This is a genomic window from Natronosalvus sp. KLKA75, from assembly GCF_059736265.1.
The window spans coordinates 206569-231915 of sequence record NZ_CM185522.1 but is presented as its reverse complement, the minus strand read 5'-3'; the positions used below and the strand labels follow the sequence as shown (position 1 = coordinate 231915).

24 protein-coding genes and 1 pseudogene are annotated in these 25347 nt (G+C 64.3%); 10 read left to right on the top strand and 15 right to left on the bottom strand.

Going from position 1 to position 25347, the window contains the following annotated elements:
* Nucleotides 1–85 precede the first annotated feature (85 nt).
* Complete coding sequence (locus AC6I65_RS01130) at nt 86–403, bottom strand: hypothetical protein (RefSeq protein ID WP_497902275.1); 318 nt, start codon at nt 401–403, stop codon at nt 86–88.
* Here AC6I65_RS01130 and AC6I65_RS01125 point away from each other — a divergent pair.
* Complete coding sequence (locus tag AC6I65_RS01125) at nt 387–794, top strand: hypothetical protein (protein ID WP_497902274.1); 408 nt, start codon at nt 387–389, stop codon at nt 792–794. The genes AC6I65_RS01130 and AC6I65_RS01125 overlap by 17 nt on opposite strands.
* Before the next feature lie 139 nt (nt 795–933).
* Here the strand turns inward: AC6I65_RS01125 and AC6I65_RS01120 are convergent, their stop codons facing one another.
* On the bottom strand, nt 934–2808 hold the full coding sequence (locus AC6I65_RS01120) for a PAS domain-containing protein (RefSeq protein WP_497902273.1): 1875 nt from the start codon (nt 2806–2808) through the stop codon (nt 934–936).
* A 358-nt stretch (nt 2809–3166) separates the two neighbouring features.
* Between AC6I65_RS01120 and AC6I65_RS01115 the strand changes: the two genes are divergently transcribed.
* The gene (locus AC6I65_RS01115; protein ID WP_497902272.1) at nt 3167–3910 is read left to right on the top strand and encodes a DNA polymerase sliding clamp; all 744 of its coding nucleotides are present in this window, start codon (nt 3167–3169) and stop codon (nt 3908–3910) included.
* 28 nt (nt 3911–3938) lie between these two features.
* Here AC6I65_RS01115 and AC6I65_RS01110 read toward each other — a convergent pair whose 3' ends face one another.
* From AC6I65_RS01110 to AC6I65_RS01095, 4 genes are all read right to left on the bottom strand, one after another.
* Nucleotides 3939–4646 carry a DUF2238 domain-containing protein gene (locus AC6I65_RS01110; RefSeq protein WP_497902271.1) on the bottom strand — a complete coding sequence of 236 codons (708 nt, stop codon included), beginning with the start codon at nt 4644–4646 and terminating at the stop codon, nt 3939–3941.
* Nucleotides 4639–5253, bottom strand: coding sequence for a hypothetical protein (locus tag AC6I65_RS01105; protein ID WP_497902270.1), 615 nt, complete (start codon nt 5251–5253; stop codon nt 4639–4641). Before AC6I65_RS01105 ends, AC6I65_RS01110 begins: the two co-directional genes overlap by 8 nt.
* A 79-nt stretch (nt 5254–5332) precedes the next feature.
* Nucleotides 5333–6349, bottom strand: a complete 1017-nt coding sequence (locus AC6I65_RS01100) for a metal-dependent hydrolase (protein ID WP_497902269.1) — start codon at nt 6347–6349, stop codon at nt 5333–5335.
* A gap of 159 nt (nt 6350–6508) precedes the next feature.
* Entirely contained in the window at nt 6509–8680 is a 2172-nt protein-coding gene (locus tag AC6I65_RS01095; protein ID WP_497902268.1) for a S9 family peptidase, read from the bottom strand.
* 186 nt (nt 8681–8866) lie between these two features.
* Between AC6I65_RS01095 and AC6I65_RS01090 the strand changes: the two genes are divergently transcribed.
* Genes AC6I65_RS01090 through AC6I65_RS01075 form a run of 4 tightly spaced genes read left to right on the top strand, consistent with a single transcriptional unit; the run spans nt 8867 to nt 14212 of the window.
* Nucleotides 8867–9967, top strand: coding sequence for a TAXI family TRAP transporter solute-binding subunit (locus AC6I65_RS01090; RefSeq protein WP_497902267.1), 1101 nt, complete (start codon nt 8867–8869; stop codon nt 9965–9967).
* A gap of 21 nt (nt 9968–9988) precedes the next feature.
* Nucleotides 9989–10594: a DUF1850 domain-containing protein gene (locus AC6I65_RS01085; protein WP_497902266.1), complete on the top strand. Its 606-nt coding sequence runs from the start codon at nt 9989–9991 to the stop codon at nt 10592–10594.
* A 10-nt stretch (nt 10595–10604) separates the two neighbouring features.
* Nucleotides 10605–13298: a TRAP transporter permease gene (locus AC6I65_RS01080; protein WP_497902265.1), complete on the top strand. Its 2694-nt coding sequence runs from the start codon at nt 10605–10607 to the stop codon at nt 13296–13298.
* 56 nt (nt 13299–13354) lie between these two features.
* On the top strand, nt 13355–14212 hold the full coding sequence (locus tag AC6I65_RS01075; RefSeq protein WP_497902264.1) for a PH domain-containing protein: 858 nt from the start codon (nt 13355–13357) through the stop codon (nt 14210–14212).
* Nucleotides 14213–14231: 19 nt separating this feature from the next.
* On the opposite strand, the pseudogene AC6I65_RS01070 reads toward AC6I65_RS01075, so the two are convergent.
* The 7 genes and pseudogenes from AC6I65_RS01070 to AC6I65_RS01040 all read right to left on the bottom strand — a co-directional run bounded on the left by AC6I65_RS01070 (nt 14232) and on the right by AC6I65_RS01040 (nt 20157).
* Nucleotides 14232–14840 (bottom strand): annotated as a pseudogene (locus tag AC6I65_RS01070) (IMPACT family protein).
* 5 nt (nt 14841–14845) lie between these two features.
* Nucleotides 14846–15256 carry a hypothetical protein gene (locus tag AC6I65_RS01065; protein WP_497902263.1) on the bottom strand — a complete coding sequence of 137 codons (411 nt, stop codon included), beginning with the start codon at nt 15254–15256 and terminating at the stop codon, nt 14846–14848.
* A 49-nt stretch (nt 15257–15305) separates the two neighbouring features.
* Nucleotides 15306–15602 carry a helix-turn-helix domain-containing protein gene (locus AC6I65_RS01060; RefSeq protein WP_254159066.1) on the bottom strand — a complete coding sequence of 99 codons (297 nt, stop codon included), beginning with the start codon at nt 15600–15602 and terminating at the stop codon, nt 15306–15308.
* Between the two features lie 243 nt (nt 15603–15845).
* The gene (locus tag AC6I65_RS01055) at nt 15846–17006 is read right to left on the bottom strand and encodes a DUF5305 domain-containing protein (protein WP_497902262.1); all 1161 of its coding nucleotides are present in this window, start codon (nt 17004–17006) and stop codon (nt 15846–15848) included.
* A gap of 189 nt (nt 17007–17195) precedes the next feature.
* Complete coding sequence (locus tag AC6I65_RS01050; RefSeq protein ID WP_497902261.1) at nt 17196–18365, bottom strand: S26 family signal peptidase; 1170 nt, start codon at nt 18363–18365, stop codon at nt 17196–17198.
* A gap of 79 nt (nt 18366–18444) precedes the next feature.
* Nucleotides 18445–19566 carry a CARDB domain-containing protein gene (locus AC6I65_RS01045; RefSeq protein ID WP_497902260.1) on the bottom strand — a complete coding sequence of 374 codons (1122 nt, stop codon included), beginning with the start codon at nt 19564–19566 and terminating at the stop codon, nt 18445–18447.
* A gap of 39 nt (nt 19567–19605) precedes the next feature.
* Nucleotides 19606–20157, bottom strand: a complete 552-nt coding sequence (locus tag AC6I65_RS01040) for a hypothetical protein (protein WP_497902259.1) — start codon at nt 20155–20157, stop codon at nt 19606–19608.
* A 274-nt stretch (nt 20158–20431) separates the two neighbouring features.
* Here AC6I65_RS01040 and AC6I65_RS01035 point away from each other — a divergent pair, with 274 nt between their 5' ends.
* From AC6I65_RS01035 to AC6I65_RS01020, 4 genes are all read left to right on the top strand, one after another.
* Entirely contained in the window at nt 20432–21016 is a 585-nt protein-coding gene (locus tag AC6I65_RS01035; protein ID WP_497902258.1) for a DUF7344 domain-containing protein, read from the top strand.
* Between the two features lie 81 nt (nt 21017–21097).
* Entirely contained in the window at nt 21098–21949 is an 852-nt protein-coding gene (locus tag AC6I65_RS01030) for a hypothetical protein (protein WP_497902257.1), read from the top strand.
* A 204-nt stretch (nt 21950–22153) separates the two neighbouring features.
* Nucleotides 22154–22477, top strand: coding sequence for an EMC6-like membrane protein (locus tag AC6I65_RS01025; RefSeq protein WP_312911006.1), 324 nt, complete (start codon nt 22154–22156; stop codon nt 22475–22477).
* 1 nt (nt 22478) lies between these two features.
* Nucleotides 22479–24293 carry a ribosome biogenesis/translation initiation ATPase RLI gene (locus tag AC6I65_RS01020; RefSeq protein ID WP_497902256.1) on the top strand — a complete coding sequence of 605 codons (1815 nt, stop codon included), beginning with the start codon at nt 22479–22481 and terminating at the stop codon, nt 24291–24293.
* 163 nt (nt 24294–24456) lie between these two features.
* Here the strand turns inward: AC6I65_RS01020 and AC6I65_RS01015 are convergent, their stop codons facing one another.
* Together AC6I65_RS01015 and AC6I65_RS01010 are read right to left on the bottom strand one after the other, a co-directional pair.
* Entirely contained in the window at nt 24457–24708 is a 252-nt protein-coding gene (locus tag AC6I65_RS01015; protein WP_497902255.1) for a YMGG-like glycine zipper-containing protein, read from the bottom strand.
* A 105-nt stretch (nt 24709–24813) separates the two neighbouring features.
* Nucleotides 24814–25335, bottom strand: coding sequence for an archaemetzincin family Zn-dependent metalloprotease (locus AC6I65_RS01010; RefSeq protein ID WP_253431834.1), 522 nt, complete (start codon nt 25333–25335; stop codon nt 24814–24816).
* Nucleotides 25336–25347 lie beyond the last annotated feature (12 nt).

Here is a 25347-nt window from a genome sequence, read left to right as displayed (position 1 = left end):
CGGCGAGCGAAGCGAGTCGCGGCTTTTTGGTGGAGATTTTTGCGCGAGCGATGGGTGGATCGAGGTGACGCGCGATCGTTGCCGGTCAAAGACGGTCGTTGATGTCCTCGTCCGTCGATTCTCCCGGAAGGATGTCACCCAGTGCGGCGCCGAACGCGGCGACCGTCCAGATTACCGTCACGCGACTCACCTGCTCCATCGTCGTCGGATTCCCCGCGGAGAGTTGCCCCCACATGAACAGCATCCCAGTGGACGCCAGAAACGAAACGAGGAGGACTCCCGCGTACCGTCGCGGGATCACGCCGAGGATTGGCTTTCGAACCTCGACCTGCCTGAAGTCAGCGTAGTAGAGCAATCCCGCGGTCATCGCCAGGAGAAAGCCGAGATTGGCGACGAAGAACACGGGAACGCCGCCGAGGGTAGCCGTCAGGAACCACTACGCGATGGTGAAAACGCCGTCCCCGACGAGGAGTGGGAGCGCGAAGATGACGGAGCCCACGAACGCCTGCGCGATGTCCTTCGTCGTGTACTTCGTGATCCGCTTCGTAAACGCCTCGCTTCTCGAGCATTCGATTGACGAGCCTGATCGTCTCCTCGACTCGCCGACGTTCTCCAGGATCGTCAGCGGCGTCTTTCAACTCGTCCAGTTTGTCCAGCAGATCCTCGATGTCCGGATCCGAAACGTTGCCCGAGGCACCGCTCGAGTGCGTACCGGCGGTCATCTATCCGAATGTGGATCGGTTATCGACAAAAGTGTCGGTGTCGGTGTCTCCAGCCGGTCCAGCCCTGCGTAGTGAGCAACTCATCGAGGCCAGCGGACGGATTACAGTGGAGACGTGGACGAAGACCCCGACGACGGCGACGTAGACGCCGATGGTCTGAAGCGCGACGGACGAGTGCTCGCTAATCGGCATCCGAACACGAAACGCAGAATTACGGGTCAGGTTCAGAACTCGAGAAGTCGACGTCCAGAAAGTCGATCCGCGCGCCGCCTTCGTCGCTCTCGCCGATCGCACACGTCCACCCGTACACCTCGGCCAGTTCCCGAACGAACGCCAGGCCCAGTCCGGTTCCGCCGTGTTCCTCGGCGGTCGTAAAGCCGGCCTCGAACGCAGTCTCCGGATCGTCCACCGAAAACCCTGGTCCGTCGTCGGCGACGAAAAAGCCCTCCGGCGTTCGCTCGACCCGGACGGTGACGTCCGGGCCACCGTGAAGGACGGCGTTTTCGAAGAGGTTTCTGAACAGGTGTTGGATGTACGTCTCGTCGCCCCTGATCTCGCCTTCGAGTGAGATGTGGGTCGTCGCGTCGGGAGCGTCCACCTCGCCCCAGGCGTCTCGTGCGGCGGTCGCGAGCGGGACCGGCTCCCGGTCGCCGACCGACGTTCGTCCGTGGGTCAAGACCAGCAGAACGTCGATCATGGTTTCGATTCGGTCGAACGCCTCGTCTACGTACTCGACCGCGTCCGAGTCCGCCTCGGCCGGCAACTGGTTCGCGTATATCTGACCGATCGCGACCGGATTTCGAAGTTCGTGAGCGATCATACTGGCCAGACTCTCGAGTCGGTCGTTAGATTGCTCGAGCTTTTCGATCGTCTCCTCGAGCTTTCGTTCGCGTTCTTTGAGGGCGGTGACGTCTTTGGCGGTGCCGACGATCCTGTTCAGGTCGTCGTCGGCGGTGCGGACGCTGCCGCCCTGTGCGTGAACCCATCGCACCTCGCCGTCCGGCTGTACGACCCGGTACTCCTCGTCGTACGCTTCCCCCGGGAGGGCCGCGAACGCCTCGCGGACGCGCTCGCGGTCGTCGGGATGAATTGCCTCGAGGAACGACAGCGGGTCGTTGTACAGCGACTCCCGATCGCGCCCCCACACGTCCTCGTAGGCTGGGTTGATGTAGACGAACTCGGAGCCGTCCGCGCTGGCCATCCAGACGACCTCGTCGACGTTCTCCGCGAGGACTCTGAGTTTCGCCTCGCTCTCGCGGAGTTCACGCTGGGCCGCTCGACGCTCGGTGATGTCGATGAGAGCACCAGGGAATGTCGTGGGATTGCCCTCCTCGTCGGAATCGACGTGTCCGCGAGCGACGACCCACCGGAGTTCACCGTCGGCGTTCCAGACGCGGTACTCTTCTTCGTACTCGCCACGGGCCTCGATGGCCGCTTCGATCGCGTTCTCGACTCGCTCGCGGTCGTCCTCGTGGATCCCTGCAACGATGTCGTCGAGGGAGACTCCCTCCTGGACGGCGTCGGGGTCGGCGCCAAACTTCTCAGCGAACCAGGAACTCGTGGTGAACTCGTCTTCGGGGATGTTCCACTCCCACGTGCCGACGGCCCCGGCCTCGGTCGCGGCCTCGAGTTGCGATTTCGCGTCGTCGAGGAAGCGCTCACGTTCTCGCTGTTCGGTCACGTCACGAACGATTCCGACGATGCCCTCTACGGTGTCGTCCTCGACGATCGGGTTGACTCGCACTTCACACAACAGCCGGTTTCCGGAATCGGTCTCGACGGTACACTCGAGAAGGTCGTTCCGTGGGCCAGACGGCGGCGCTGTCCGAAGCCGTTCGATCTCTCGTTCGAGCGTCGACGCGCCCTCGTCGAAGAGCGTCGAGACGTGCTCGTCGCGGATGTCGGCACGGTCGCAACCGATCGTCTCGAGGAAGTCGTCGTCGCCGCCGACGACGTGGCCCTCGGCGTCGAGGTGAAACAGTCCGTCGTCGATTGCGTCCAGGATCGTTCGATACCGTCGCAGTGACGTGTCGACGTCTGTAGAGTCGAGAAAGGAAGTTTCAGCTGTCAACCCACGCTCACCCATGCGTTCGGTATTGAGAGTTCTATCAGATAAACGTTCACCGTTGCCGTCTCGACGAGGCGTCACGACTTTCCCGTCTATACGGTGCATCACGACCGGGCGTTCGACGACAGTTCAGGGGATCGCCCCCCCCCCAACCCCTCGAGTCTCCTCGATTCGCAGAGTTCACCGACTCGTTTCTCGAGGACGCGAACTCGTAGAGACGCGATCGACGTGCGACTCGGGATCCGCCGTGCGACTCGAAGTGCTGCCTATCGGAACACCGTCGACGGCCACGAGCAATGGACGCCAGGCGGTGGACGCGAACGGGGTCAGCGCCAAAGGGTGCCTTTTTGTACCGACCGTCCGTAGCCCGATCCATATGTTCAAGGCCATCGTGAGCGCGGAAACGCTCACCAGCGCGCTCGACTCGGTGAGCGTGCTGGTCGACGAGTGCAAGATCCACCTCGAGGAGGAGGGGCTCTCAATCCGGGCCGTCGACCCCGCCAACGTCGGCATGGTCGACCTCTCGCTCGAGGCGGCCGCGTTCGAATCGTACGAGGCCGACGGCGGCCTGATCGGCGTCGACCTCTCCCGACTCGAGGACATCGCCGGCATGGCCGAATCCGGCCAGCTGATCCAGCTCGAACTCGACGAAGAGACTCGCAAACTCCACATCCAGATCGACGGCCTGGAGTACACCCTCGCGCTGATCGACCCAGACTCGATCCGCCAGGAGCCGGACATTCCGGATCTGGACCTGCCCGCCCGCGTCGTCCTCGAGGGCAAGGACGTCAACCGGTCGGTCAAGGCGGCGGACATGGTCTCCGATCACATCGCGCTGGGCGTCGACGACGCCGAGGAGTTCTTCTACGTCAACGCCGAGGGCGACACCGACGACGTCCACCTCGAGTTGACCCAGGACGACCTCATCGACCTCCAGGTCGGGCCGGCGCACTCGCTGTTCTCGCTGGATTACCTCAAAGACATGAACAAGGCGATCCCGAGCGACACCGAGGTCACGCTGGACCTGGGCGAGGAGTTCCCCATCAAGTGTTACTTCGGGTTTGCGGAGGGACAGGGCCAGGTCACGTACATGCTGGCGCCGCGGATTCAGAGCGACTAATCGACTGATCGACTCGAGTCGACATCGCTCACTTCTTCTGTTCTTCCGTTTCCCCTCGCTCGAGGTGCTCCAGTCCCCCGGCGTTCCGGGCCTCGAGTCGCTCGCGAATCGCCCCGCTCACGTCCCCGAGGTAGGCCCCACCCCAGATGGCGACGATCAACGCCCCGATCGAGTTGAAGACGAAGTCGAGCATCGTATCCTCGAGGCCGTACTGGGTGAGCACGCGTGGCAGCCCCAGGGCCTCGGCGGTGAGAGCGATGGCGAACTCGAGGATCTCCCAGAGGACGCCGAACGCGAGGACGAACAGCAGGATGAACAGCGCGATGAACCGGCCGGGGAAGTGGATGCCCTCGGCGTGTTCGTCGAGGGCACGGACGGTGGCGTAGCCCGCGGCGGCGACAACCGACGCCGAGAGCGCGTGGGTCATGTGGTCCCACCACCAGACCTGACTGTAGAGCGTGCTCGTGGCACCTGGCAGGCCGACAGTGCCGAAGGCGTGGAGGAAGACGGCGGTCGTAATCCAGAGGGTGAGCCGCGGGTCCATCGGAATGCCGTAGTCGCGCTCCAGGATCGGTGGGAGCTGGGTCACGGCGAGGGCCACTGCGGTGTTGATGACGATGCCGCCGTTGCCGCGGTCGACGCCCACGAAGAGCATGCCGACGAGCGACAGTTCCATCAGGTACGAGAGCTGTCGCTGGCGCTCGGTCGAGAGTGTGAACGCGGCGAGATCAATCATCGTCCACCCCCGGCAAGAGGTCCTCGAGCTCGGGGAGCGGGTCGATGCGGCCGAGGCGCCTGAAGTACAGTTCGAAGACGACCCCCGCGCCAAGTCCGGCGAGCGCGGAGAAGACGAACTCCCACATGACGGCGTCGTGGTCGGCCTCGAACGGGATACCGAAGACGGTGGCGACGCCCCAGCGGAACACCGTCCAGAGGGCGGCGGCGGCCATCGTCGTGACGACGACGAAGACGACGGCGAAGGAGGCGGTCATCCGTACAGCGGTGAACGTCTGGAGTTCGACCGTGAGCACGAGCGCGACCGCGGCCACCGAGAGGTAGGAGGCGACGTGGCCCGTCAGGAGGTCGGCCCCCAGCACGATGCCGAGTGCCGGAGTCGCGGCGAGCAACAGCACCTCCCAGGGGAGCATGACCAGCGGTGATCGGAAGGCGATCGGCGGAAGGATGGCGAGCCCGACCAGGACCAGCGCGAACGTCGCCCACAGGAGTTCACGGGTGGCCAGCCCGCCAATCCCGATTCCCGCGAGGGCGACCACGATCGCCCAGCCGGCGACGGCGTTCGTCCGGTCGTCGCCGATCAGTTCCTCGAGTCGCGTTTGAGACACGGTCACTGATACCGATGGAATCCTTAAAAAGGAGAGGGCTCTCCAGAGGGGTTCGATTCGATTTTGTCGAAGATAGTATCTACAGCGGACCCACGAGCGCGTACACTGCCACGTAGGCCAAAAGCGCGACGGTCACGCCGGTCAGCGCCGTAAGAGCGATGCCGAACACGCCCCTTGAGGTGCGCCAGCGCCGCGGAATCAGGCCGTGAATCCCCGGTACGGTTCCCTCCCGGACGACGCCACAGAGGATCCCGGCGCCCAGGATCGAGAAGACGAAGTGGTAGGACATGTCGAGCGTCGGGGGCGTGCTAACCAGGGCGACGATCCCGTAGGCGGCCCCGGCGGCGGCGCGGCGGTCCAGCGCCGTGAGGAGGTTTCGGTCGGCCAGGCGCGCGTAGGTGAGCAGGGCGAGCCAGATGATACCGAGTTCGATCGCGAACGCACCGAGCAGATTCAGCGTCGGATCCGGGTGGAGCAGGACGCGAGACTCGAGGGCGGGTGTGGCGAACGGGAACAGCCACGCCGGCGGTTCGCCGGTGAACAGGTCGCCCCACGGATGCGAGCACAGACCCCAGAGCGCCGCGAGGGCGACGGTCGTCGGCGAGAAGGTGGTCACCCGGGCGGTTCCGAGCGCGACGCCGGCGCCGGCGATCGCGAAGAGGGCCATCACGAACGCCGCGACCGGACCGGACGCGGCGAACGCGACGATCACGAGTGCGGCGAGCAACCCGGCGGCGGCGGTGTGTGCAAGTCGAGCCCCCGTCGTACTCGACCTCGAGTTCGAGTGTGTTCGCGTGCGACGAATCGCGAGCAGGCCGAACGCGGATGCGCCGACGAGACCAACGACCAGCGAGTGGGTGGCCGAGCGGTGGACGGTTCGGCTGGCGTCCCAGAACGCGGTCGAGGCCCCGAGCGCGCCGTCGCCGAGATTCCACTCGGCGAGGCCGACGAGCGCGTAGGCGACGTCGACGTCGGGGATCGCGGCGAAAAGGCCGGCGACGACCCCGATCCCCAGCGCACGGCGTGACTCCCAGCCCCGCCACTCGGCGACGAGTGCCGCGACGGCGAACGCGAAGAGTGCGTGACCGACGAACACGATACATCGGGTAGGGAACGCGTCGGCTTAAGCGACTCGCGTGATCTCGGTGGTCGAAAGTGCTCGAGGGAAGGGTGACGGCGGTGGTTGGCGGCTCGAGGGTGGCGCAACGGCGATGACCAGGCCGCTCGAGGGCGAGAAATCTGTAGCGACGCGATATCAGGCGCTCGTATCCTCGTTATTCTCGGCTGGCGCGTCGTCGTCCCCGTTCTCGTCCTCGCCTTCGTTCGAATCGCCACCACTCTCGTTCGCATCGTCACCACCCTCGCTCGCATCGCCCTCCTGGCCCGCCGTAAGTCCCTCGTTCGGCCCGCGCTCGAGCGCTGGCGACGCGTCGGTGTAGTCGCTGTAGCCGTCGAACCAGCGGACGATCCGCTCGAGGCGGTCGACGACGTGGGCCGGCTCGCCCGAGCGGGAGAGCTCGTGGCCTTCGCGGGGGTACCGAACCATCCGGGTGTCGACGCCGTGTTTCTTCAGGCCGAGGTAGAACAGTTCGGCCGTGTTCGCTGGCGTGCGGTAGTCCTGGTCGGCGTGGATCAGGAGCGTCGGCGTGGTCACGTCCGGGACGTGCGCGACGGGGGAGTGCGCCCAGAGGTGCTCGGGGTCCTCCCAGGGCGTGACGCCGTAGTCACCCTCGACGAGCTTGAACGCGTCCGTCGAGCCGTAGAAGCTCGTGAAGTCGTAGACGCCGCGCTGGCTGACGGCGGCCCGGAAGCGGTCGGTCTGTCCGACCGTCCAGGCGGTCATGAACCCGCCGAAACTGCCGCCGGTGACGTACTGTTCGTCGGCGTCGACGTACTCGCGCTCGCAGGCGAGGTCGACCCCTGCCAGCACGTCGGTGAGTGTCACGTCGCCCCAGTCGCGCTCGATGGCGGCCGCGTGGGCCTCGCCGTACCCAGTCGATCCTCGGGGGTTCGACCAGAAGACGACGTAGCCAGCGGCGGCGAGGCTCTGGAACTCGTGCCACATCGTCCCGCTGGTGGTCCAACGGGCGTGGGGGCCGCCGTGAATCTCGACGACGAGCGGGTAGGTCTCCTCGGGATCAAAATCCGGCGGCGTCAATAGCCAGCCCTGAACCGGCCCCTGGTCGCTCTCGTAGCGCAATTCTTCGGGCTGAGCGACGGCTCGATCCTCGAGGTAGTCGGCGTTGACGCGGGTCAGCCGGGTGACCTCGTTGCCCCCGCGCGTGGACGCGAAGACGTCCCCCGAGTGGTCCCACTCGCTCTGGACGTAGGCGATGGCGTTTTCACCTACCGAGAAGCCCTCGAGAGTGACGCCCTCGCCGTAGACGGTGGTTGGATCCTCGCTCCCGTCGCCGGGGGCCGACCAGAGCGCGCTCGCGCCCTCGTCCGGCGTGGCGAAGTAGAGGGTCTCCTCGTCGGGTCCCCACTCGAGCCCGCCGTCGTAGCCGAGGGTGCGATCGATCGATTCGGTGACGGTCGTCTCCGTACCCGTCGTTCGATTGAACACCTTCAGTTCGGTCTGACGAAGGGTAAACCCGTCTTTCGGCACCCACGGGTAGGCGACCCGGCCGTCGGTCGTCGCCGCGAGCATCGTCGCCCAGCCGATCGTTTCGGCGACCTGCTCGACCTCGCCCGTCTCGAGGTCGTGTGCGAGGATTTCGGAATCGATGGAGTCGTCGGGCACCTCGCCGAGCTTTCGGGCGTAGTAGACCGTTTCGTCGTCACCCCAGGCCGCCCCCGTGTGGTCAACGTCGCCGTCGGTGAGTCGCTCGAGGGCGTCGTTGTCGCCTACGGTCTCGGTAACGGTCCCTTGCTCGAGCGCCGACTCGACGTCGAGCGTGTAGACGTGGTTCCGGCGGCCGTCCGCGTAGCGCTGGTGGGCCCGATAGACGAGCCGGTCGATAACCCGCGGGTCGGGCGTCTCCGGTTCGTAGTCGGGCTCGACGGCGAAGTCGCGCCCCTCCTCGCGGTCATCGGCCGTCGAGGCCTGCGTGAAGAGAACGTGAGAGCCGTCGGGACTGCACTCGAGGCCGGAGACGCCGCCGACGACGCTCGTGACCTGGCGGGCCTCGCCGCCGTCGGTCGGAAGGACCCAGAGCTGCGGCCGGTCGTCGTCGGCGCCGCGGGTGCTGACGAACGCGAGGTGTGAGCCGTCGGGACTCCAGCGCGGCTGGCTGTCGACGCCCTCGCTGACGGTGAACTGGGTCGGCTCGTCACCGCCGAGCGGGACGACGTAGATCGTCGCCTCGTAGGACTCGTCGTCTTCCGGGGCCTTCCGGACGAACGCGACTCGCTCGCCGTCCGGCGAGAGCTGGGGGTCGGCTACCTGGACGATGTCGTGGTAGTCGGCGGGGTCGACCGTGTGCATAGTCCTCACTCCGGGCGGTCGGGAGTATATGTTTCGGTTCGTAGGAAACACGGGCGTCAATGACGCTGTCACAGGCTCATTACCGGGCGTTCAGCACGTCGTGAGTGTCCAAGAATCAGTACTTTCAGCAGATACAATCGGTTATGCTCGGCATAGTAATCAGCCGAAAACGCATAGACTGCCATCATGGCGCGAAAGTTCAATCGACGCGACTTCATCGCAGTAACTGGTGCAACAGGAATTGCAGGTATCGCCGGGTGCATCGGCGAGGACGCCGAAGATCCCGGAAACGGCAATGGGAACGGAAACGGCAACGAAACTGGGAACGGTAACGGTAACGAAACTGGGAACGGCGACGACAACGAAACCGAAGACGGGAATGGCAACGGCGAAGACGAAGAAGACATCGGCGAGGCCGACCCCGACGAAGGCGGCGAGGTCCTCTCCTGGCACGCCGGCGGCACCGGCGGCACGTACTACCCACTCTCCGGCGAGGTCAAATCCATCGTCGAGGAGAACACGCCCCACGGCCTCCAGGTCCAGTCGACCGGCGCCAGCGTCGAGAACGTCGGCAGCCTCGCCCGCGAGGAAGCCGAGTTCGCGCTGATCCAGAACGACGTCGCCTACTTCGCGTTCAACGGAACCGGGATCGAGGACTTCGAGGGCGAACCCGTCGAGAGCATTCGCGGGGTCGCGACGCTCTATCCCGAAACGATCCACATCCTCACCCAGGCCGACTCGGGCATCGAGTCCGTCGAGGACCTCGAGGGGGCGACGATCAACACCGGCGACGCCGGCAGCGGGACGCAGGTCAACGCGAACCAGATCCTCGAGTCGGCGGGCATCTCGGACTTCGAGGAACAGAACACCGACTTCGCGACGGCGACCGACCAGATCCGGGACGGCGACGTCGATGCGGCGTTCATCGTCGGCGGGTGGCCCGTCGGCTCGGTCGAGGAACTCGCCTCTTCGAGCGACATCTCGCTCGTGTCCGTCGACGGCGACGTGCGCGAACAGGTCAAGAGCGACGCCGAGTGGATGGCCGACGACACCATCCCCGGCGGCACCTACGACGGCGTCGACGAGGACACGGAGACCGTCTCGGTCCAGGCGATGATCGCGACCCACGAGGGAGTCGACGAGGGAATCGTCGAAGAGGTAACGACCGCCATCTTCGACAATACGGACTCCTTTACGATCAAGGCCGACTTCATCAGCGCCGACAGCGCCCAGGACGGGATGCCCATCGACCTCCATCCCGGCGCGTCCGCGTACTTCGGCGAGTAGCCTTCCACGACGCCTCTCACCGTGTTTACCGGTCACCGTCGCCGAACGCTCGTCGTTACCGCCGTCGTCGTCGCCCTCGTCGTCGGGAGCGTCGCGGCCGCCTCGAGTCTCGATTCGAACCCCGAACGAACCCTCGTCATTCAGGACGCCGACTCGGGCGAGACGCTCCTCGAGCAGCCGGTCGAAAATGGCGAGCGGGTAACGCTCGCGTACACCCACAGCGTCGAGAAGACACCGGTCGAGGACGTCTACGTCGTCGACGGTGATCAGTTGCGGATGACGGAGATGCGATTCAAGTCCCACGGCGCCGGACTCCCCGCCGACGAGTCGATGGAACGAGCCGACGGCTGGTTCGTCGTCGAACGAAGCTCGACGTACAGCCAGCTGCGAGTCGCACCAGGTTCCGTCGCCGGCCACGAACTACTCGTCGGCGAGGATCAGTACGACCTCGTAGCGATGTCGGACGGGCCAGTCGTCATCGTCGTCGACGAGGACGAGCCGGGAGCGCTCGAGGAACTGCTAGCGTTGTCAGCGCCGGCAGAAGTGACACAGGACAGACTATTGGGCGACGAGGACCGCTCGAGCGGTGCTGTCGCGACCCACATGCATATGGAACTCACCCACTGATACCGTACCAATGAGCGTCGACACCGGCGGGTCGGATGAATTGTCCGAGGCCGAACAGGAACAGATTCTCCAGGAGGTCGAACGACGCCGGACACTCCAGGGCGGGGCCGCCGTTCTCGTCTCACTGATCGGGATCACCTTCTCGGCCTTCCAGATGTGGATCGCTGCGAGATCCTACATCTTCGAGATTACCCTGCCGCTCTACGGCACGATCGATATCGGGTCCCTGCAACTTCTGCAGGTCGGCGCGATTCACGTCACGTTCGCCCTGGTGCTCGCGTTCTTGCTCTTCCCGGCCAGCCGGGGCGACGGTTTCGTCGCTCGACGACTCGGTCGCCTCGAGCCGGCCGCGAGACGGCGCTTCGGCGACGAGCACTCGGTCACTCGAGGGGTCTCCCGGGCGAGCGGATTCGTCAGATGGGCCGCCCTCGACCGGCAGATGAACCGCGTGACGCCGCTCGACGGCCTCATGATCGGCCTCTCGTTGCTCCCTGTACACTACACCGTCACCAACTACGACGAGATTCAATCGATCGCCATCAGGCGATTCGACAATACGCAGGGCGTCGGGGACGTGCTCTGGTTCCTCGAGCCAGTCGTCACCGGGATGGCAGCGCTCGGCATCCCCATCGACGAGGCCTCCTACGCGTTCTGGATGGGCGTTCTCGGGCTCTTGCTCGTGCTCGAGGCGACCCGGCGCACGCTCGGCTTTCTCCTGATGACGCTCGTCGGATCGTTCATCGTCTACGCGCGCTGGGGCTACCTCGTCCCGCGAGATTCCGCAATCGGGGCCCTCGCCATCCAGCCCGAGAACTGGGCGAACATCGTCTACAACCTGTGGTACACCGTCCAGGCGGGCGTCTTCAGCACGCCCGTCATCGTGAGCGTCCGGTACATCTACATATTCATCCTCTTTGGCGCCTTCCTCGAGATGAGCGGCGCCGGCAAGTGGTTCATCGATCTCGCCTACGCCCTCACCGGTACCCGGCGAGGTGGGCCAGCGAAGGCGAGCGTCGTCTCGAGCGGGTTCATGGGGATGCTCTCGGGGTCGTCCATCGCGAACACCGTGACGACGGGCGCGTTCACGATTCCGCTGATGAAACGGTCGGGCTACTCGCCCGAGTTCTCCGGGGCCGTCGAGTCCTCCTCGTCCTCCGGCGGCCAGATTCTGCCGCCAGTGATGGGCGCCGCCGCCTTTCTCATCGTCGAGTACACCGGCATCCCCTACACGACCGTCATCACCGCCGCGACCCTGCCCGCCATCGCCTTCTTCTTCGGCATGTGGGTCATGGTCCACTTCGAGGCCGTCCAACACAATATCGGCGGGCTGCCTCGAGACGAGTTGCCGGACGTCCGCTCGCGCCTGCGCTCCGGCTGGTTCTACCTGGTCCCAATCGTCCTCCTGCTGTACTTCCTCACCCGCTTCTCTATCAACCGCGCGGGCTGGTTCACCATCGTCTCGGTGTTCGCCCTCATCGCCTTCATCGCGGCCTACGACGAGCGCTCGCGCGTTCCCCTGGTCGGTACCATCGTCGCCCTCTTCGCCCTGCAACTGCTCAGCTACGCGACCGTCGGCGGGAACGTCGGCGACGCCGTGCAGGTGATGGCGGGACTCGAGGCCGCCGGGGCGGGACTGGGGCTCGAGGCGGCGGCCTACGCCGCGGCGAGCGGGCTGGGAACCATCGTGATCCTCGTGAGCGTCGCCGTCATGCTCGCCAGGCCCGGAACGGTTCCGACGCTGCTCGAACTCGACGACGCCGTCGACGAATCAGCGGAGCGGGCGGCCTCGACGGTCGGTCGACCGCAACTCGCTCGCAACAGGGCCTACCGGTTCGGCGCGTTCGTCCTCAAGTCGATGGATTCGGGAGCGCGAACAGCGACGACGGTCGTGATCGCGGTCGCGGCCGCGGGCATCATCCCGGGAGTCATCAGCGTCTCCGGGCTCGGACCAAACCTGGCCGCGCTGATCAACGCCGTCAGCGGCGGGTCGCTGCTGATCTTGCTCGTCCTAACGGGCGTCGCCTCGATCATCTTCGGGATGGGGATGCCGACGACGGCGATGTACATCATCCTGATCGCGATGCTCGGCGGGCCGATGGAACAGGCGGGGACCGCCCTGCTGGCTGCCCACCTGTTCGTGCTCTACTTCGGCCTGATGGCCGACGTCACGCCCCCGGTGGCCGTCGCTGCCTTCGCCGGGGCCGGCGTCGCGAAAGCCGACGAACTCGGGACGGCGCTGATCGCCTTCCTGCTCTCGCTCAACAAGATCCTGGTTCCCTTCGCGTTCGTCTTCTCGCCGGGCATCCTGCTCCTGCGAGAACGCGGCGACGAGTGGACGATCCTCACCGCCGCCGACGTGGCCGACCTCGGCTTCTTCGTCCCCGACGTCGTCATCCCCATCCTCGGCATGTTCCTCGGTGTCTACGCCCTCGGGGTCACGATCATCGGCTACCAGTACACCGGCGTCGGCCGGGTCAAGCGAGCGCTGTACGCCATCGCCTCCATCTTCCTGATGGTACCCGAGATTCCGCTGCTGGTCCTCGAGGGCACCCTCGAGGCGTTCGGCATTCCGGCGTACCTGGCCATCTTCGAGTTGACCGCCTCCCTGCGACTCATCGGCCTCGTCACGCTCGTGGCGCTCTCGACCCGAAACCGAACCCGTGGACGGACGACGGAGGCAGCGGAGACGGCGGAGACGGCCTAATCGCCGAACGTCGGGCCGCCGTTGCATTCATATCCCCCTGCAGAGAGTCGAATAACGTGTTCCCGAATCGACAGCAGTGTGCGCCCCGCCTCGAGCGCGCCGACCTCGAGGTGGCGGACATCGGCTTCCGATTCGGTTTCGGCGCGTACGTCGCCGCGGTGCTCACCGCTGCGGTGACGACGGCCGCCGTCCTCGCCGGCGTCACCGGCACCACCGTCCTCGCGCTCGCGCCCGGAACGGTTACCGCCGGCGTGATCGGCGGCGGCATTCTCGCCGGCCGATATCACGGGTTGGCCGAACGCCTCGGTCGCCGCCGCTGGCTCGGCGTACAGTGTTCGCTTCCCGCCCTCCCGTTCGTCGGACTGGCGCTCGTCCCGTTCGCGACCGACGTCGGAGCGAGCGCCGCCGGCGTCGCCATCCTGGGTGTGATCGGGATCGTCCTGGCGGGGCTGCTCGTCGCCGCGATGGCCACCAATCGCTACGTCGACGCGGTCACGAGCGACGAACCCGTCGTCGCCTGGACGTGGGTCAAAGCTGGCGTGCTCCGCCGGGAACTGGTCATCGGCGTCGGTTTCCTGCTCGTCAGTCTCGGGTCGCTGTACGGCGGCGACCTCACTTTCGCCGTTCTCTGGGCTGCCTACGGCCTGTTCTGGCTCCTCGCCGGCTACTGGAGTTCGCTCTTCGACGCCGATTCGGTGTCGACGCCCACCCTCGCCGTCTACGAGTCCGGGCTCGTCGTCGACCGCGGACTCACGAAACGACTGCTCTCCTGGGAGTCGGTGTCTGAAATCGAACTCACCGCAGACGAACTCGTGATCGAACGGGACTGGCGCTCGCTCCGCTGTCGTCGGGACGCGATCGACGATTCCGAATCGGTCGCCGCGACGCTCGAGAGGCTCCGAACAGATCGATAACCGTGCGACCGCCGAACCCTCACTCGAGCCGGGCCCGACCACTCGTCGCACTGCGAATCCGGTCACTGAGGGCGTCCGCGTCGGCGATCGGCACCCGAACCTCGAACTGCACGTCCGCTTCGTACTCGGCCTCGAACTCGAGCCCCTCGCTCTCTAAGATGCCGCGAACGGTGCCCGAATCGTCGTACTCGAGGGTGATCGACACCTGCTCGTGGGGCCGCTCCTCGATTACGCCCGCGGCGTCGACCGCCTCCTTGACCGCTCGGGAGTACGCTCGAACGAGGCCGCCGATGCCGAGGTTCGTCCCGCCGTAGTAGCGCGTGACGACGACCGCGACGTTCTCGAGGTCGCGCTGGGTGAGCACGTTCAGGGCGGGTTTCCCGGCGGAACCGCTCGGTTCGCCGTCGTCGCTCGAGTACTCCCGGAGCCGGCCATCGGCGTCGACTCTGACCCGGTAGGCCGGGACGTTGTGGGTCGCGTCGGCTTACTCCTCGCGTACGTTCTCGAGGAACGCCTCGGCCGACTCGAGGTCGACGACGGGGCGAGCGTGTCCGAGAAACTCCGAGCCCTGGACGACGAGGCTCGCGGTCGCGGCCTCGGCGACGGTTCGGTAGGCTTCGGCGTCCATGAGCGTTACCTCGAGCTGACGTCGTTGTCGGGACGGTAGAGGTTCGGGTTACGCCACCAGAAGAGGGCCCAGCCGGTGAGAAAGCCCACGAGCATGGCGACCAGGTCCCGCAAGAACTGCGAGCCGATCAGGTCGATCGTCAGGGCGATGGCGATGCCGGCGCCCACGGCCGTTCCCACGACCAGGAAGCCGACGTCGCCGAAGATCTTCGCTCGCGACTGCTCCCAGTAGTACTGCCTGTCCGGGTCGTACCAGACGCCGACGTAGACCAGAACCGGTGCCATCGCGGTGACGATGATCGCCATCCGCCAGTCGGTCGAGATCTGCAACACTACGCTGGCCAGGTTGGCGGCGGCCGCGGCAACCATCAACCCCAGAAACAGCCACGCCCACTCCGGCAGCGTCTCCTTGTCCATGTCTCGATTCGGTCACTCGAGGACGAATATTCTATCGACTCGCGACAGGTCACTCCGCACAGCAGGCGTCCTTGCTCGCCGGCTCGCCACTGCCGCCGTCGGCCGCGACCGGTTCGGCCTCCGTGATCCGGTAGAGGCTCTGGCGCGCGTCCGCAAAGTAGATGTTCTCGTCGACGGTGCCGATGTCACTGAGGCGCTCGAGGGCGTACCTGACCGTCCGCGCAGACAGCATCGACTCCTCGACGATTTGTTTCTGGGTCAACGGGCCGTCGTACTCGAGGACTTTGTAGACCAGCTTCGCACTCGGTGGCAAATCCGTGATGTCCTCCCCGTCAGTCTCACTCATATTACGAATCGAAATGCTCCAGGAGTATAAAGTTGAGCCTTTCTGGATGACAGAACGGGCAATTTGTTCACAAAAATATCCATGAATATTGTATTTAGAGCCTCGAGAGACGGGACATTCGCGACAATTTGACCAGTCAGTCAGTCGGCGTGACAGACTCGGGTAGTGAACAAAAATGAGCACACACGAGAGTACGCGACAGATTCCAAATATGCGCGAACGATCACCGGTGTACGCGACAGATCACAGATTGTTCCAGGCGTCGTCGTCCTCAGGGTCCGGCAAGTCCTCGAACGGCGGCTTCGGCCCACTATCGGCCGGCCGAGCCCCCGGTCCGTCGCCCTCACCAGGCGAGACCACGTCGCCCGGAGTCGGCCGCTCCTCGAGGTCGAAGTCCGGCCACGCCGTCTCCTCCCAGAGCCCGCGGTCGCTGTAGTAGTAGACGACGCCGTCGCTGACGACCGCGAACAGGCCGCGACTCCCGTCGTGGATCACGCGTTCGTTCGTGTCGATGGCGACGTCGACGACGTCCTCGAGCGTGTCGAGCGAGACATGCTCGTCGCCGATCCACATCGGAAGCGAGCCTCGCGAGATCCACTCTGCGTAGCGGTTTTCGTGGATCGCTTGCCGTGCTCGGTCGACATCGACGTCGGAGCGGGAGTTGACGAACGCGGCCCCGCCGAACGACCCCACCGTGAGGATCAGGAGGGCGCCGATCAGCGCAGAACTGGGTGGGTCCGTCGTCTCGACGGTCTGGGTAACCGGGTTCGGATCCGATTCTTCGGGGTGGTCCTCGAGGTAGTAGCTCCGCTCGGTGACGACGAACGGGGTCGACGGGGCGTGCTCGCCGACGTGTGTCCCTGTATCGTAACTCGTGCGGACGATCAGCGAGAGGTCGACCGTCCCGACCCCGTCGAGGCGAGTCCTGAGTTCCTCACGCCGGTCCTGGACCTCCCGAATGTCGACCGACGCCCTGGTGACGCCCTGTCCGTCCGTGACCGTCGGTTCCTCGGCCGCCAGCACCCGTTCTGACTCCCAGAACACCTCGCCGTTGCGCGAGGCCGCGTACCTGAGGACGATTTCGTGCTCGAGGCTCGTCTCGTCGCTCGGGACCGCCGTCTCGGCGACGATCTCGAGTTCCGGCGAGGCGTTGATCACGTACGCGGGGTTGTCCTCGAGCACCGTGCCCGCCTCCCAGAGACCGTCTTGGACGACCACGGCTTCCGTGCCGACCTGCGTCGAGACCGTCTGGCGATCGACTTCCTGGGTGGTCGTGGTCGTCGACGGGTTCGCGACGACCCAGCCGGTCGCGAGCAGGGCGATCGTGCCGATCACGAGCAACGCGATCAGAATCGGCCGGCCGGATCTGGCGATCAGCAGGTCGAGGCGGGGCGTGTTCGTCACGGTGCACCCTCCCTCCCGTCGGTTCCGTCGGCCCCGTCAATCCCGTCGGACCCCACCGCTGGTTGTGACTCGCCGTCGGCCAACCCCCCATCTAGCAAAGTGGCGAAAGTCACGCGATACGATAGGTCGTCGTTCATCGACTATAACAGTAGTGGCCGTCGATCGACCGGTCTGGGAGGGTGATAACGGTCACAACCACTTCTCGAGCAGGCGCTCGAGTCGCCTCGAGAGCGGGAGATGCGAGCCGGGCGTCCGTATCCGGAGGTCGCCGGTGCCGAAGAGGGCAAACACCAGACCGACGGCGACGGCGACGATCACGACGTTAACCGCGCCGACGGCCACGAACGGGTGGACGTCGTGGAGCCAGACGAGCAGCGTCGGTGGCAAGACGAGGAGGTACCGACTCTCGACGACGTCGCGGGTGTAGCTCCCCGTCGTCTCCGGCGCTGTCATCGACAGCGCGACCTCGGCGGTGTCGCGACTACCGACCGTCGTCGCCCGCGGCTCGGCGTCGACGGCGGGGTGGGGCGCGTCGAGCACAACGACGACCGGAACGTAGCCGCTGTTGTCGATCGTTCGCGTGAGCGTCGTCGTCTCCCCGGGGGCGACGATCTGCGGGTCGTCGGTCGGCGAGTCGGTGCTCACGAGTTCGTACGCGGTTCCGCCGGCCGGGATCACCATCGCCGCGGTCGCGAAGAGGGCAAGCACGACGACGACGGCCGACAGCGCCGACCAGAGGCCGATCACGTTCTCGCGGCTGGTTCGTCGCGCCGTCCGCCGTTCGGCGACGCCGACTCGCTCGAGCAGCAAGCCGACCCCGAGCAGGCCGACCCCGAGGGCCACCAGCAGGGCGCCGGTCCCCTCGGCGTCGAAGGCGGCCGTGATCCCGAGCGGCGCCGCCAGGAGACCGAAGACGGCCCCGACGAGTCCCTGGACGCTCATGATGACGGTCCCCAGATGCGGGACCCGGACGACCGACCCCCCGACCTGCCAGGCCTCGGCGACGATCTTCCCCTCGGTGACCGGCGGCTCGCCCCCGTCCTGATCGGTGAACGGGTTGGCGTCACCCCGCGTCACGTACCCCTCGTCGGTCTCGGCGACGATTCGATGGGTCGTGAGCCCGCCCCCGTGTAACGTCTCGGCCTCGAAGACGACGACGTCGCCGGGTTCGGGCGCGTCGGTCGCCGCGCTGGGCACCGCGACGAACCCGTCCCCGGCGGCAAGCGTCGGCTCCATGCTTCCCGTCGCAACGTAGCCGAGCAGTATCGGCTGGCCCAGCACCTGGCCGAGCACCAGCAGTACCACGACGAGCCCCACCAGCCCCATCGCGACCTGTTTGGCTATCGACGTCCCGTTCATCGTCGTCGCTCCCTCGAGTTCGCTCCTGGCACGGTCGTGTTTTTCCTGTCTCGCATTCGAATCGTCTTAACTGCTCGTCTCACGCTCGCCGCCGCCGGACGACGAACCCGACGCCCAGCGCGATCGGGAGCGCGAGTGCCGCCGTCGATCGCGAGGGGAGTGCGGCCGTGACCGCCGCAATCGCCGGCAGTCCGACGACTGTGACGGTACCCACCGCCTCGCCCTCGAGCGCCAGCGCGTAGCGGCCGGGGTCGGCGAACGATCGCTCGAACTCGACCTGTCGCGTCTCACCGGGTGCGAGTTCGACCCGCTCCGTCTCGACGACGAATCCGCCGACGGCGAACTCGAGGGTTCGTACCCCCGTCGCGTTACCTGTGTTCTCGACGGTCGCCGTGACCGAAACCGGCTCCCCGATTGCGACCTCGGTCTGATCGAGGTCGACCCCCGTCACCGTCATATTCGGCACCGATTCACCCGGTTCGGGTTCGGGATTGGTGACCGTCACCGTGTGCGTCCGACCGTCGATGCCGACCTCGTACGTGCCGGGGGCGTCCATCGTCCGCTCGAAGGAGACGGACCGGTTCTCGCCGCCGAAGACGAAGACCCGTTTCTGGCTGACGACGATGTCGTCAACGGTCAGCCCAACCATCGTCGCCATCGACTGGGACCCGCCCCGGTAGATACCCGTGACCGTGATCGTCTCGCCGACGGCCACCTCGGTGTCCGAGACGGTGACGCGCTCGAGCGTCGGCGGGTCGGGGTCGGTTTCGTCGTCCTCGTCGTCGTCATACCGCACGTGGATCGTGAATGACTCCGTTCCCTCCCCCGCCTCGTGGGTGTCGATGGAGACGCCGACCGTAATCGAGTGGCCGGTAGCGGGCTCGAGCGGCGACCTCGCGGTTATCTCGTCTCGAGGATCGCCGTTTCGGTAGAAGGTGACGCCGTCGGTGCCCGAGAGCCAGATGCGGTCGACGTTCTCGTCGGTGGCGCGGACGGTGAAGGCTTCATCGACCGTCGTCACCGCGTCGGCGTTGAGTCGCTCGAAATCGAGCTCGAGCTGGCCGTTTTCGGTGGTGGCGTAGGGGCTCGCGGACTCGAGTTCGATAGAGGAGGTTGTGTCTGTGGGCTCGAGAGAGATAGCCGCCGTAGGTACCGCTAACAGGAGTACAAGCACGAACGCGGTCCCGAGTTTCAGATACATTCAGCTATTCAACTCAGTTATTCTATCGAAAGGGAACCGCTATACGGTCGAGTCAGAGTCGTTGGCGATAATGGTGATCGTTTCGGGGATTTCATCATCAGCACCACTGGCACCATCGACACCTTCTTTTGACGTGAATCCATCAAGTCCAAAGACGACATCAAAGGTTACAGATCCGCCATTACCGGACACATTATTTTGGTCTCCGTCGGTAGTAACTTCGAATTGCATCCCGCCATTGTCGGTGGCAACATCAGTCACTGCATCTGTTTCATCAATGTGTATCTCGATATCGATCTCATCACCCTCATTCTCGCGGTTGTTGGTGATAGTGAGTGCACCATTGAACCTAGTGACTGCATCAAGGTTGATGTCATTGGTGAGATCGAATGAGATTGTATCATTCGTGGTTCCTGCGAGGTCACCCGTGACGTTGATTCCTATCAAGGCGTTATCCGTGTCCCCTGCAGTCTCGATTGATACATCACGCGTCGCTTCCACACTACTAAACGCACCCGTCGCGAGTGCGCCGCCGCCGCCAGCTACGATCGTTCCCAGTCCGACAAGCACGTTGCGTCTGTTGAGTCTCATTGTATGGTCTCCGTTCGATCCGCGCCGGCATCGTAGTCGCTGGATACCGACGTGATCATTACCTCTCTCACTCGAGGCCACCCCCTTTGTATTAGGTCGCCAGAAGCAGTTCTGGGCCACCAATCGATGCTTCAAGACGGCCTTGATCGGCCGAAATCAGCATCTGAGGGGTTGGTGTGTGAGCCAAAGACATGTTTGTGTTAGATCTACGCGTGACGGCAACAAACGTTATGTAGCCTTAGTTCAGTAATTCTAGATAGATTTCGGGGGGCCAATGTCGACGATTACCGAACAGGTAGGCGAGAACGAGGCTGAAAGGACTGATAGCGGCGGGAACGCCGCCGGCCCCACTCGAGGCGAGATTTTCGACCTCCTGAGCAATCACCGTCGACGGTACGCCATCCACCACCTCAAGCAGACCGACGAACCCGTCGAACTCGGTGCGCTGGCCGAACAGGTCGCCGCCTGGGAACTCGAGAAAGAGGTGCAAGGACTCACCTCTGCCGAGCGTAAGCGGGTGTACACGTCGCTTCAGCAGACGCATCTCCCGGCGCTCGAGCGCGCGGGAATGGTCGAGTTCGACGCTCGAGCGATCGAACTCACCGAAGAAGCCGAACAACTTGAGGTCTACCTCGACGTCGTTCCGGGTGATTCGATTCCGTGGGGGATTTATTACCTTGGATTGTCAGTGGTTGCGGCCGTGGTAATAGCGGGGCTGTGGTTCGAGATCGTCCCGACCGAAACAGTCCCTGAACTCGGCTGGGCAACGCTCACCGTGACTCTGTTTGGAGTTTCAGCGGTGATCCACGTGCTCGAGAATCGACGCAATCGCCTCGGCAAGATCGAGAAGCCACCATAAGCATACTGTCAGTGACTAATGTCTAAAACAACCAACATTACGCGGCGAACGGCCCTCGGTCTAATTGCGGGTGGTTCATTGTTGGCTGCGTCCGAAACCTACGGGTTTACAGAAGTCTCTGCCGGTCGCGGTCTAAGCGTGAGCACGGCTGACGATTCGAACGCATTGCTCGCCATTGCCAATGCTAAAGAGACGTCCGCCGTTCCAACGTTCACAAACCAGAGTAACAACGAGATGGAGGTCACGCTCGACAGCTCTAGCGAAATTGAACTTGACGTCGGAAACGATGGAAGCTGGTCTACGGCGCCGGAAACGTTCTCGCTACTTCTTGAGGAGTCGAAAGAGATCAATCTTCGATTCGTCGGCGAGTGTACCGACGCGGGAACGGCGACCGTGGATATCGACGCTGTGCTAAAAGACGAGAGCAACACACCTATCGGCTCGATAGCACTCACTCGAGACTTCGACATTCCGCAAGCGGGCCAAATACAACTCACTGGAAACGTGAGCAGTGCTGGTGCGAGCGGAAAGTACTCCTTCGAAATCGAGAATAGCGGCTGTGAGGACGTGACGATGACCGGTATTGGCATCAACGAGACGACTACCACCGCCGAATTTGTCTCTGGAGATGGGAGTCTGTTTAACGATGACACCGGTGAAGAATTGATTACTGAGGAGATTCCGATCGACAACACTGACCCCAACAGTGACACACGCCGCGATATGGATCCGAACATCACGTTAGCTGTAAATGATATTGTGAGGTTCGAATTCAATAGATTCAAAGAGAATAGTACGGGACCTGGCAACGGTAACGGCAATGGTAATTCAAGTAATATTGATATGAAAGGCGAAGACGTACGAATTACTCTGTACTTCGGTGACGACAGTACCTCGACGATAAAATTGTGTATTGACGGGTGCGACTTCTGAGAGGTACGGTCATCGAGAGGGTAAAGATATATAAATAGGGCTCACCCTCAATCATTCTTCTACTCGAGAAGGGGGTTGCGTGCTGTTGTTTTGATGAAAGATGCTGCGGGAAAATTATTCTTTGCCAATTATACCACTCGTCGTTCAAACATTGGCGCTATCCAATGCGAACGGCTTTTGAACGCCCAAAACAGACTCAGTAGTATGTCAACCGCAACGATGAGCGATCGGCGCGAGCACATTCGCTCGATCGGCGTGACGGCGTTCGCCTGTCTCGCCGGGGTTGGCGCCGCCATCGGCTCCTCGATACTCACTGCCGGGGAAGCCGTCGACGCCGCGGCGACCGAACCGCTCACCTACCTCCTGGTCTTCGGGCTCATCGCCCTGCAGGTCATCGCCCTGCCCGCGACCGGCCTCTACGATAGCGAGGAGTTCGGACCAAAACACGTCCTGTTCATCGGGCTGATGACCTTCTCGTTCTGGTTTATCACCTGGGGAATCATGCTGAGCACCGGCGCGAGCTTCTAACATGGCCAAAGACAGCATCGCCGTCGTCAACCTCGACCGGTGCCAGCCCGACCGGTGTAACTACGAGTGCAAGAACTACTGCCCGCCCAACCGCACCGGCAAGGAGTGCATCACGCTCCGCGGCGAAGAGGCCGACGAAGGCCAGCCCGAGCAGATCCGCATCTCCGAGGAGATCTGTCTGGGCGAGACCTGTGGCATCTGCGTCGAGAAGTGCCCATTCGACGCTATCGAGATCATCAACCTGCCACAGGAACTCCAGGACGACCCCGCCCACCGCTACGGCGAGAACGCCTTCTCCCTCTATGGCCTCCCGGCGCCACAGGAGGGGAGGGTAACGGGCATCCTCGGACCGAACGGCATCGGGAAGACCACCGCCGTCCGCATCCTGGCCGGCGAACTCGAGCCAAACCTCGGACGCTTCGAGGATCCGCCGGGCTGGGACGACGTGCTCGAGGCCTACCGCGGCACCGAGATCCAGGACTACCTCGAGGCCGTCCGCGACGGTGACCTCTCGGTCGCGCGCAAACCACAGTACGTCGACCAGATTCCGAATCAGTTCGACGGCAACACCCGCGAGTTGCTCGAGCGGACGAACGAGCGCGACGCCCTCAAGTACCTCGTCGAACGGCTGTCGATCGGTCCGGTGATGGACCAGTCGATCGACGATTTATCGGGCGGGGAACTCCAGCGCGTAGCGCTCGCGGCGACGCTGGCTCGCGACACGGACTTCTACTTCCTCGACGAGATTACGCCCTACCTCGACATCGGCCAGCGGGTCACCGCGGCCCGCCTGATCCGCGAACTCGCTGAGGACGAAGGAAAGTCGATGCTCGTGGTCGAACACGACCTCGCGGTGCTGGACCTGCTCGCCGACACCCTCCACGTCGCCTACGGGGAGCCCGGCGCCTACGGTGTCATCACGACGCCCAAGTCGGTCCGCAACGGCATCAACGAGTACCTCGCGGGCTACCTCGAGAACGAGAACATGCGGATCCGGCCGAATCCGATCGAGTTCGAGGAACACGCCCCACGGAGCGCCACCCGCGGGGACACCCTCGTCGAGTATCCCGATCTCGTGAAGTCCTACGGCGACGGCGAGTTCTCACTCGAGGTCGAGGGCGGCGAAATTCGGAAGAACGAGGTGCTCGGCGTCGTCGGCCCGAACGGCATCGGGAAGTCGACCTTCGCGAAGCTGTTGACCGGTGCGCTCAAACCTGACGAAGGTGAGGCTGAACTCGATCTCGATATCTCGTACAAACCGCAGTACGTCACCATCGACCAGCCGATGCGCGTCGACGCGTTCCTCGCCTCGATCACCGACCAGTTCGGCTCCTCGTACTGGAACACCGAAATCGCGGGCCCGCTCCAGCTCGAGCGAATTATGGAACAGAGCCTCTCGGACCTCTCGGGCGGGGAGCGCCAGCGGGTAGCAATCGCGGCCTGCCTCTCCGATACCGCGGATCTGTACCTGCTCGACGAGCCCTCGGCCCACCTCGACGTCGAACAGCGGGTCCAGGCCACGCGAGCGATCCGTCGCTACGCCGAACAGCAAGATGCCACCGTCCTGGTCATCGACCACGACATCTACATGATCGACCTACTGGCCGACCGCCTGATGGTCTTCGACGGCGAGCCGGCCGTCCACGGCCGCGCGGGGACGCCCCAGTCGATGCGCGGCGGCATGAACGAGTTCCTGGCGAACCTCGAGGTGACGTTCCGCCGGGACGAGCGGACCTCGCGCCCGCGGATCAACAAGCCGGATTCCCAACTCGACAGGCAACAGAAGCGCGAGGGTGAGTACTACTACGCGCCCTGATCGGCGCCGCCTAGTTTTTCGCGGTTCGCAGATCAGCGCTCAAGGTCGAGACTCTCAACAGGTGCTATTGCGCTGGCTCGAGGATGGACGACTGGAGAGCGAGGCTGTCCAAAAAACGTCGTGGTCTCGTGTTCGGCCGTGCGGCCGCCTCTCGTCCGTATCGTTACTCTTCGACGTCGCTGCCTCGAGACCGCAGTCCGCTAACGTTGGGCCCACCGCCGGATTTCAGGTCGTCGAAGCGCGACTGGACGGTCGGGCGGTGTTCGCCGAAGGTCGCGCCGACGAGCGCACCGAGGGCGGCCCCGGTGCTCGCGGTCTGTTTGCCCAGTAGTCCACCCAGGAAGGCGCCGACGGCGGCGCCCATCGCGGCATAGCGTGCGCGGCTCACGGCACGGACGAGTCTATCTCTCACCATGAGTGAGTGTACGTTCGAGAGGAAGATAAGCCTGTTCCCGGCTGGTGCCCTGCGGGTGTACTGATTCACTGGTTACGCCGGGCCCCACTCGCGAGCGAGACGGAACTAGCCGATCAGCCGCTGACAGCTCCCACAGAGGTGTTCTTCCTTGATGTCGACTTCCCGGACCGTGGGCGAGAAGTTCATCACGCAGCGCTGGTTGTCGCAGTGCTCGAGCCCGTAGGTGTGGCCGATTTCGTGGACAATCTCCTTGCGGATGCGGTCCTGGAAGATGTCGCTCGCGCTCTTGTTCGAGAAGCCGCCGTCGCTCGAGGTCTGGAGCCGATAGGTCGAGACGACGCTGCCGCTCCCGTCGAGGTAGGCGAGGCCGAAGACGTAGTTGCGCCGGCGGTAGAAGAGGTCGTGGGGGGTGACGGCGATGTTCTTGTCGCCCCGGCCGACGCGCTCGGCCAGCTGGATGAACGTCTCGGCGCAGTACTGGTTGCGCCCGGAGTCGTACGCGCCGTTCGGAATCGACTGGGCATCGTTGACCGTGACGTCGCAGTCGTAGACCGACCGGAGCGCCGCGGAGGCCTCCCGCTTGACGTTCGCGGGAACAGACCCGACCGGCACGATGTCGACGAGCATGGCAACGTCTAT

Excerpts from the sequence above, each read along its gene's own strand:
- AC6I65_RS01120 (WP_497902273.1), bottom strand. The coding sequence starts at position 2,808 with ATGGGTGAGCGTGGGTTGACAGCTGAAACTTCCTTTCTCGACTCTACA.
- AC6I65_RS01115 (WP_497902272.1), top strand. The coding sequence starts at position 3,167 with ATGTTCAAGGCCATCGTGAGCGCGGAAACGCTCACCAGCGCGCTCGAC.
- AC6I65_RS01110 (WP_497902271.1), bottom strand. The coding sequence starts at position 4,646 with ATGATTGATCTCGCCGCGTTCACACTCTCGACCGAGCGCCAGCGACAG.
- AC6I65_RS01095 (WP_497902268.1), bottom strand. The coding sequence starts at position 8,680 with ATGCACACGGTCGACCCCGCCGACTACCACGACATCGTCCAGGTAGCC.
- AC6I65_RS01090 (WP_497902267.1), top strand. The coding sequence starts at position 8,867 with ATGGCGCGAAAGTTCAATCGACGCGACTTCATCGCAGTAACTGGTGCA.
- AC6I65_RS01080 (WP_497902265.1), top strand. The coding sequence starts at position 10,605 with ATGAGCGTCGACACCGGCGGGTCGGATGAATTGTCCGAGGCCGAACAG.
- AC6I65_RS01065 (WP_497902263.1), bottom strand. The coding sequence starts at position 15,256 with ATGGACAAGGAGACGCTGCCGGAGTGGGCGTGGCTGTTTCTGGGGTTG.
- AC6I65_RS01060 (WP_254159066.1), bottom strand. The coding sequence starts at position 15,602 with ATGAGTGAGACTGACGGGGAGGACATCACGGATTTGCCACCGAGTGCG.
- AC6I65_RS01050 (WP_497902261.1), bottom strand. The coding sequence starts at position 18,365 with ATGAACGGGACGTCGATAGCCAAACAGGTCGCGATGGGGCTGGTGGGG.
- AC6I65_RS01045 (WP_497902260.1), bottom strand. The coding sequence starts at position 19,566 with ATGTATCTGAAACTCGGGACCGCGTTCGTGCTTGTACTCCTGTTAGCG.
- AC6I65_RS01040 (WP_497902259.1), bottom strand. The coding sequence starts at position 20,157 with ATGAGACTCAACAGACGCAACGTGCTTGTCGGACTGGGAACGATCGTA.
- AC6I65_RS01035 (WP_497902258.1), top strand. The coding sequence starts at position 20,432 with ATGTCGACGATTACCGAACAGGTAGGCGAGAACGAGGCTGAAAGGACT.
- AC6I65_RS01025 (WP_312911006.1), top strand. The coding sequence starts at position 22,154 with ATGTCAACCGCAACGATGAGCGATCGGCGCGAGCACATTCGCTCGATC.
- AC6I65_RS01020 (WP_497902256.1), top strand. The coding sequence starts at position 22,479 with ATGGCCAAAGACAGCATCGCCGTCGTCAACCTCGACCGGTGCCAGCCC.
- AC6I65_RS01015 (WP_497902255.1), bottom strand. The coding sequence starts at position 24,708 with ATGGTGAGAGATAGACTCGTCCGTGCCGTGAGCCGCGCACGCTATGCC.
- AC6I65_RS01010 (WP_253431834.1), bottom strand. The coding sequence starts at position 25,335 with ATGCTCGTCGACATCGTGCCGGTCGGGTCTGTTCCCGCGAACGTCAAG.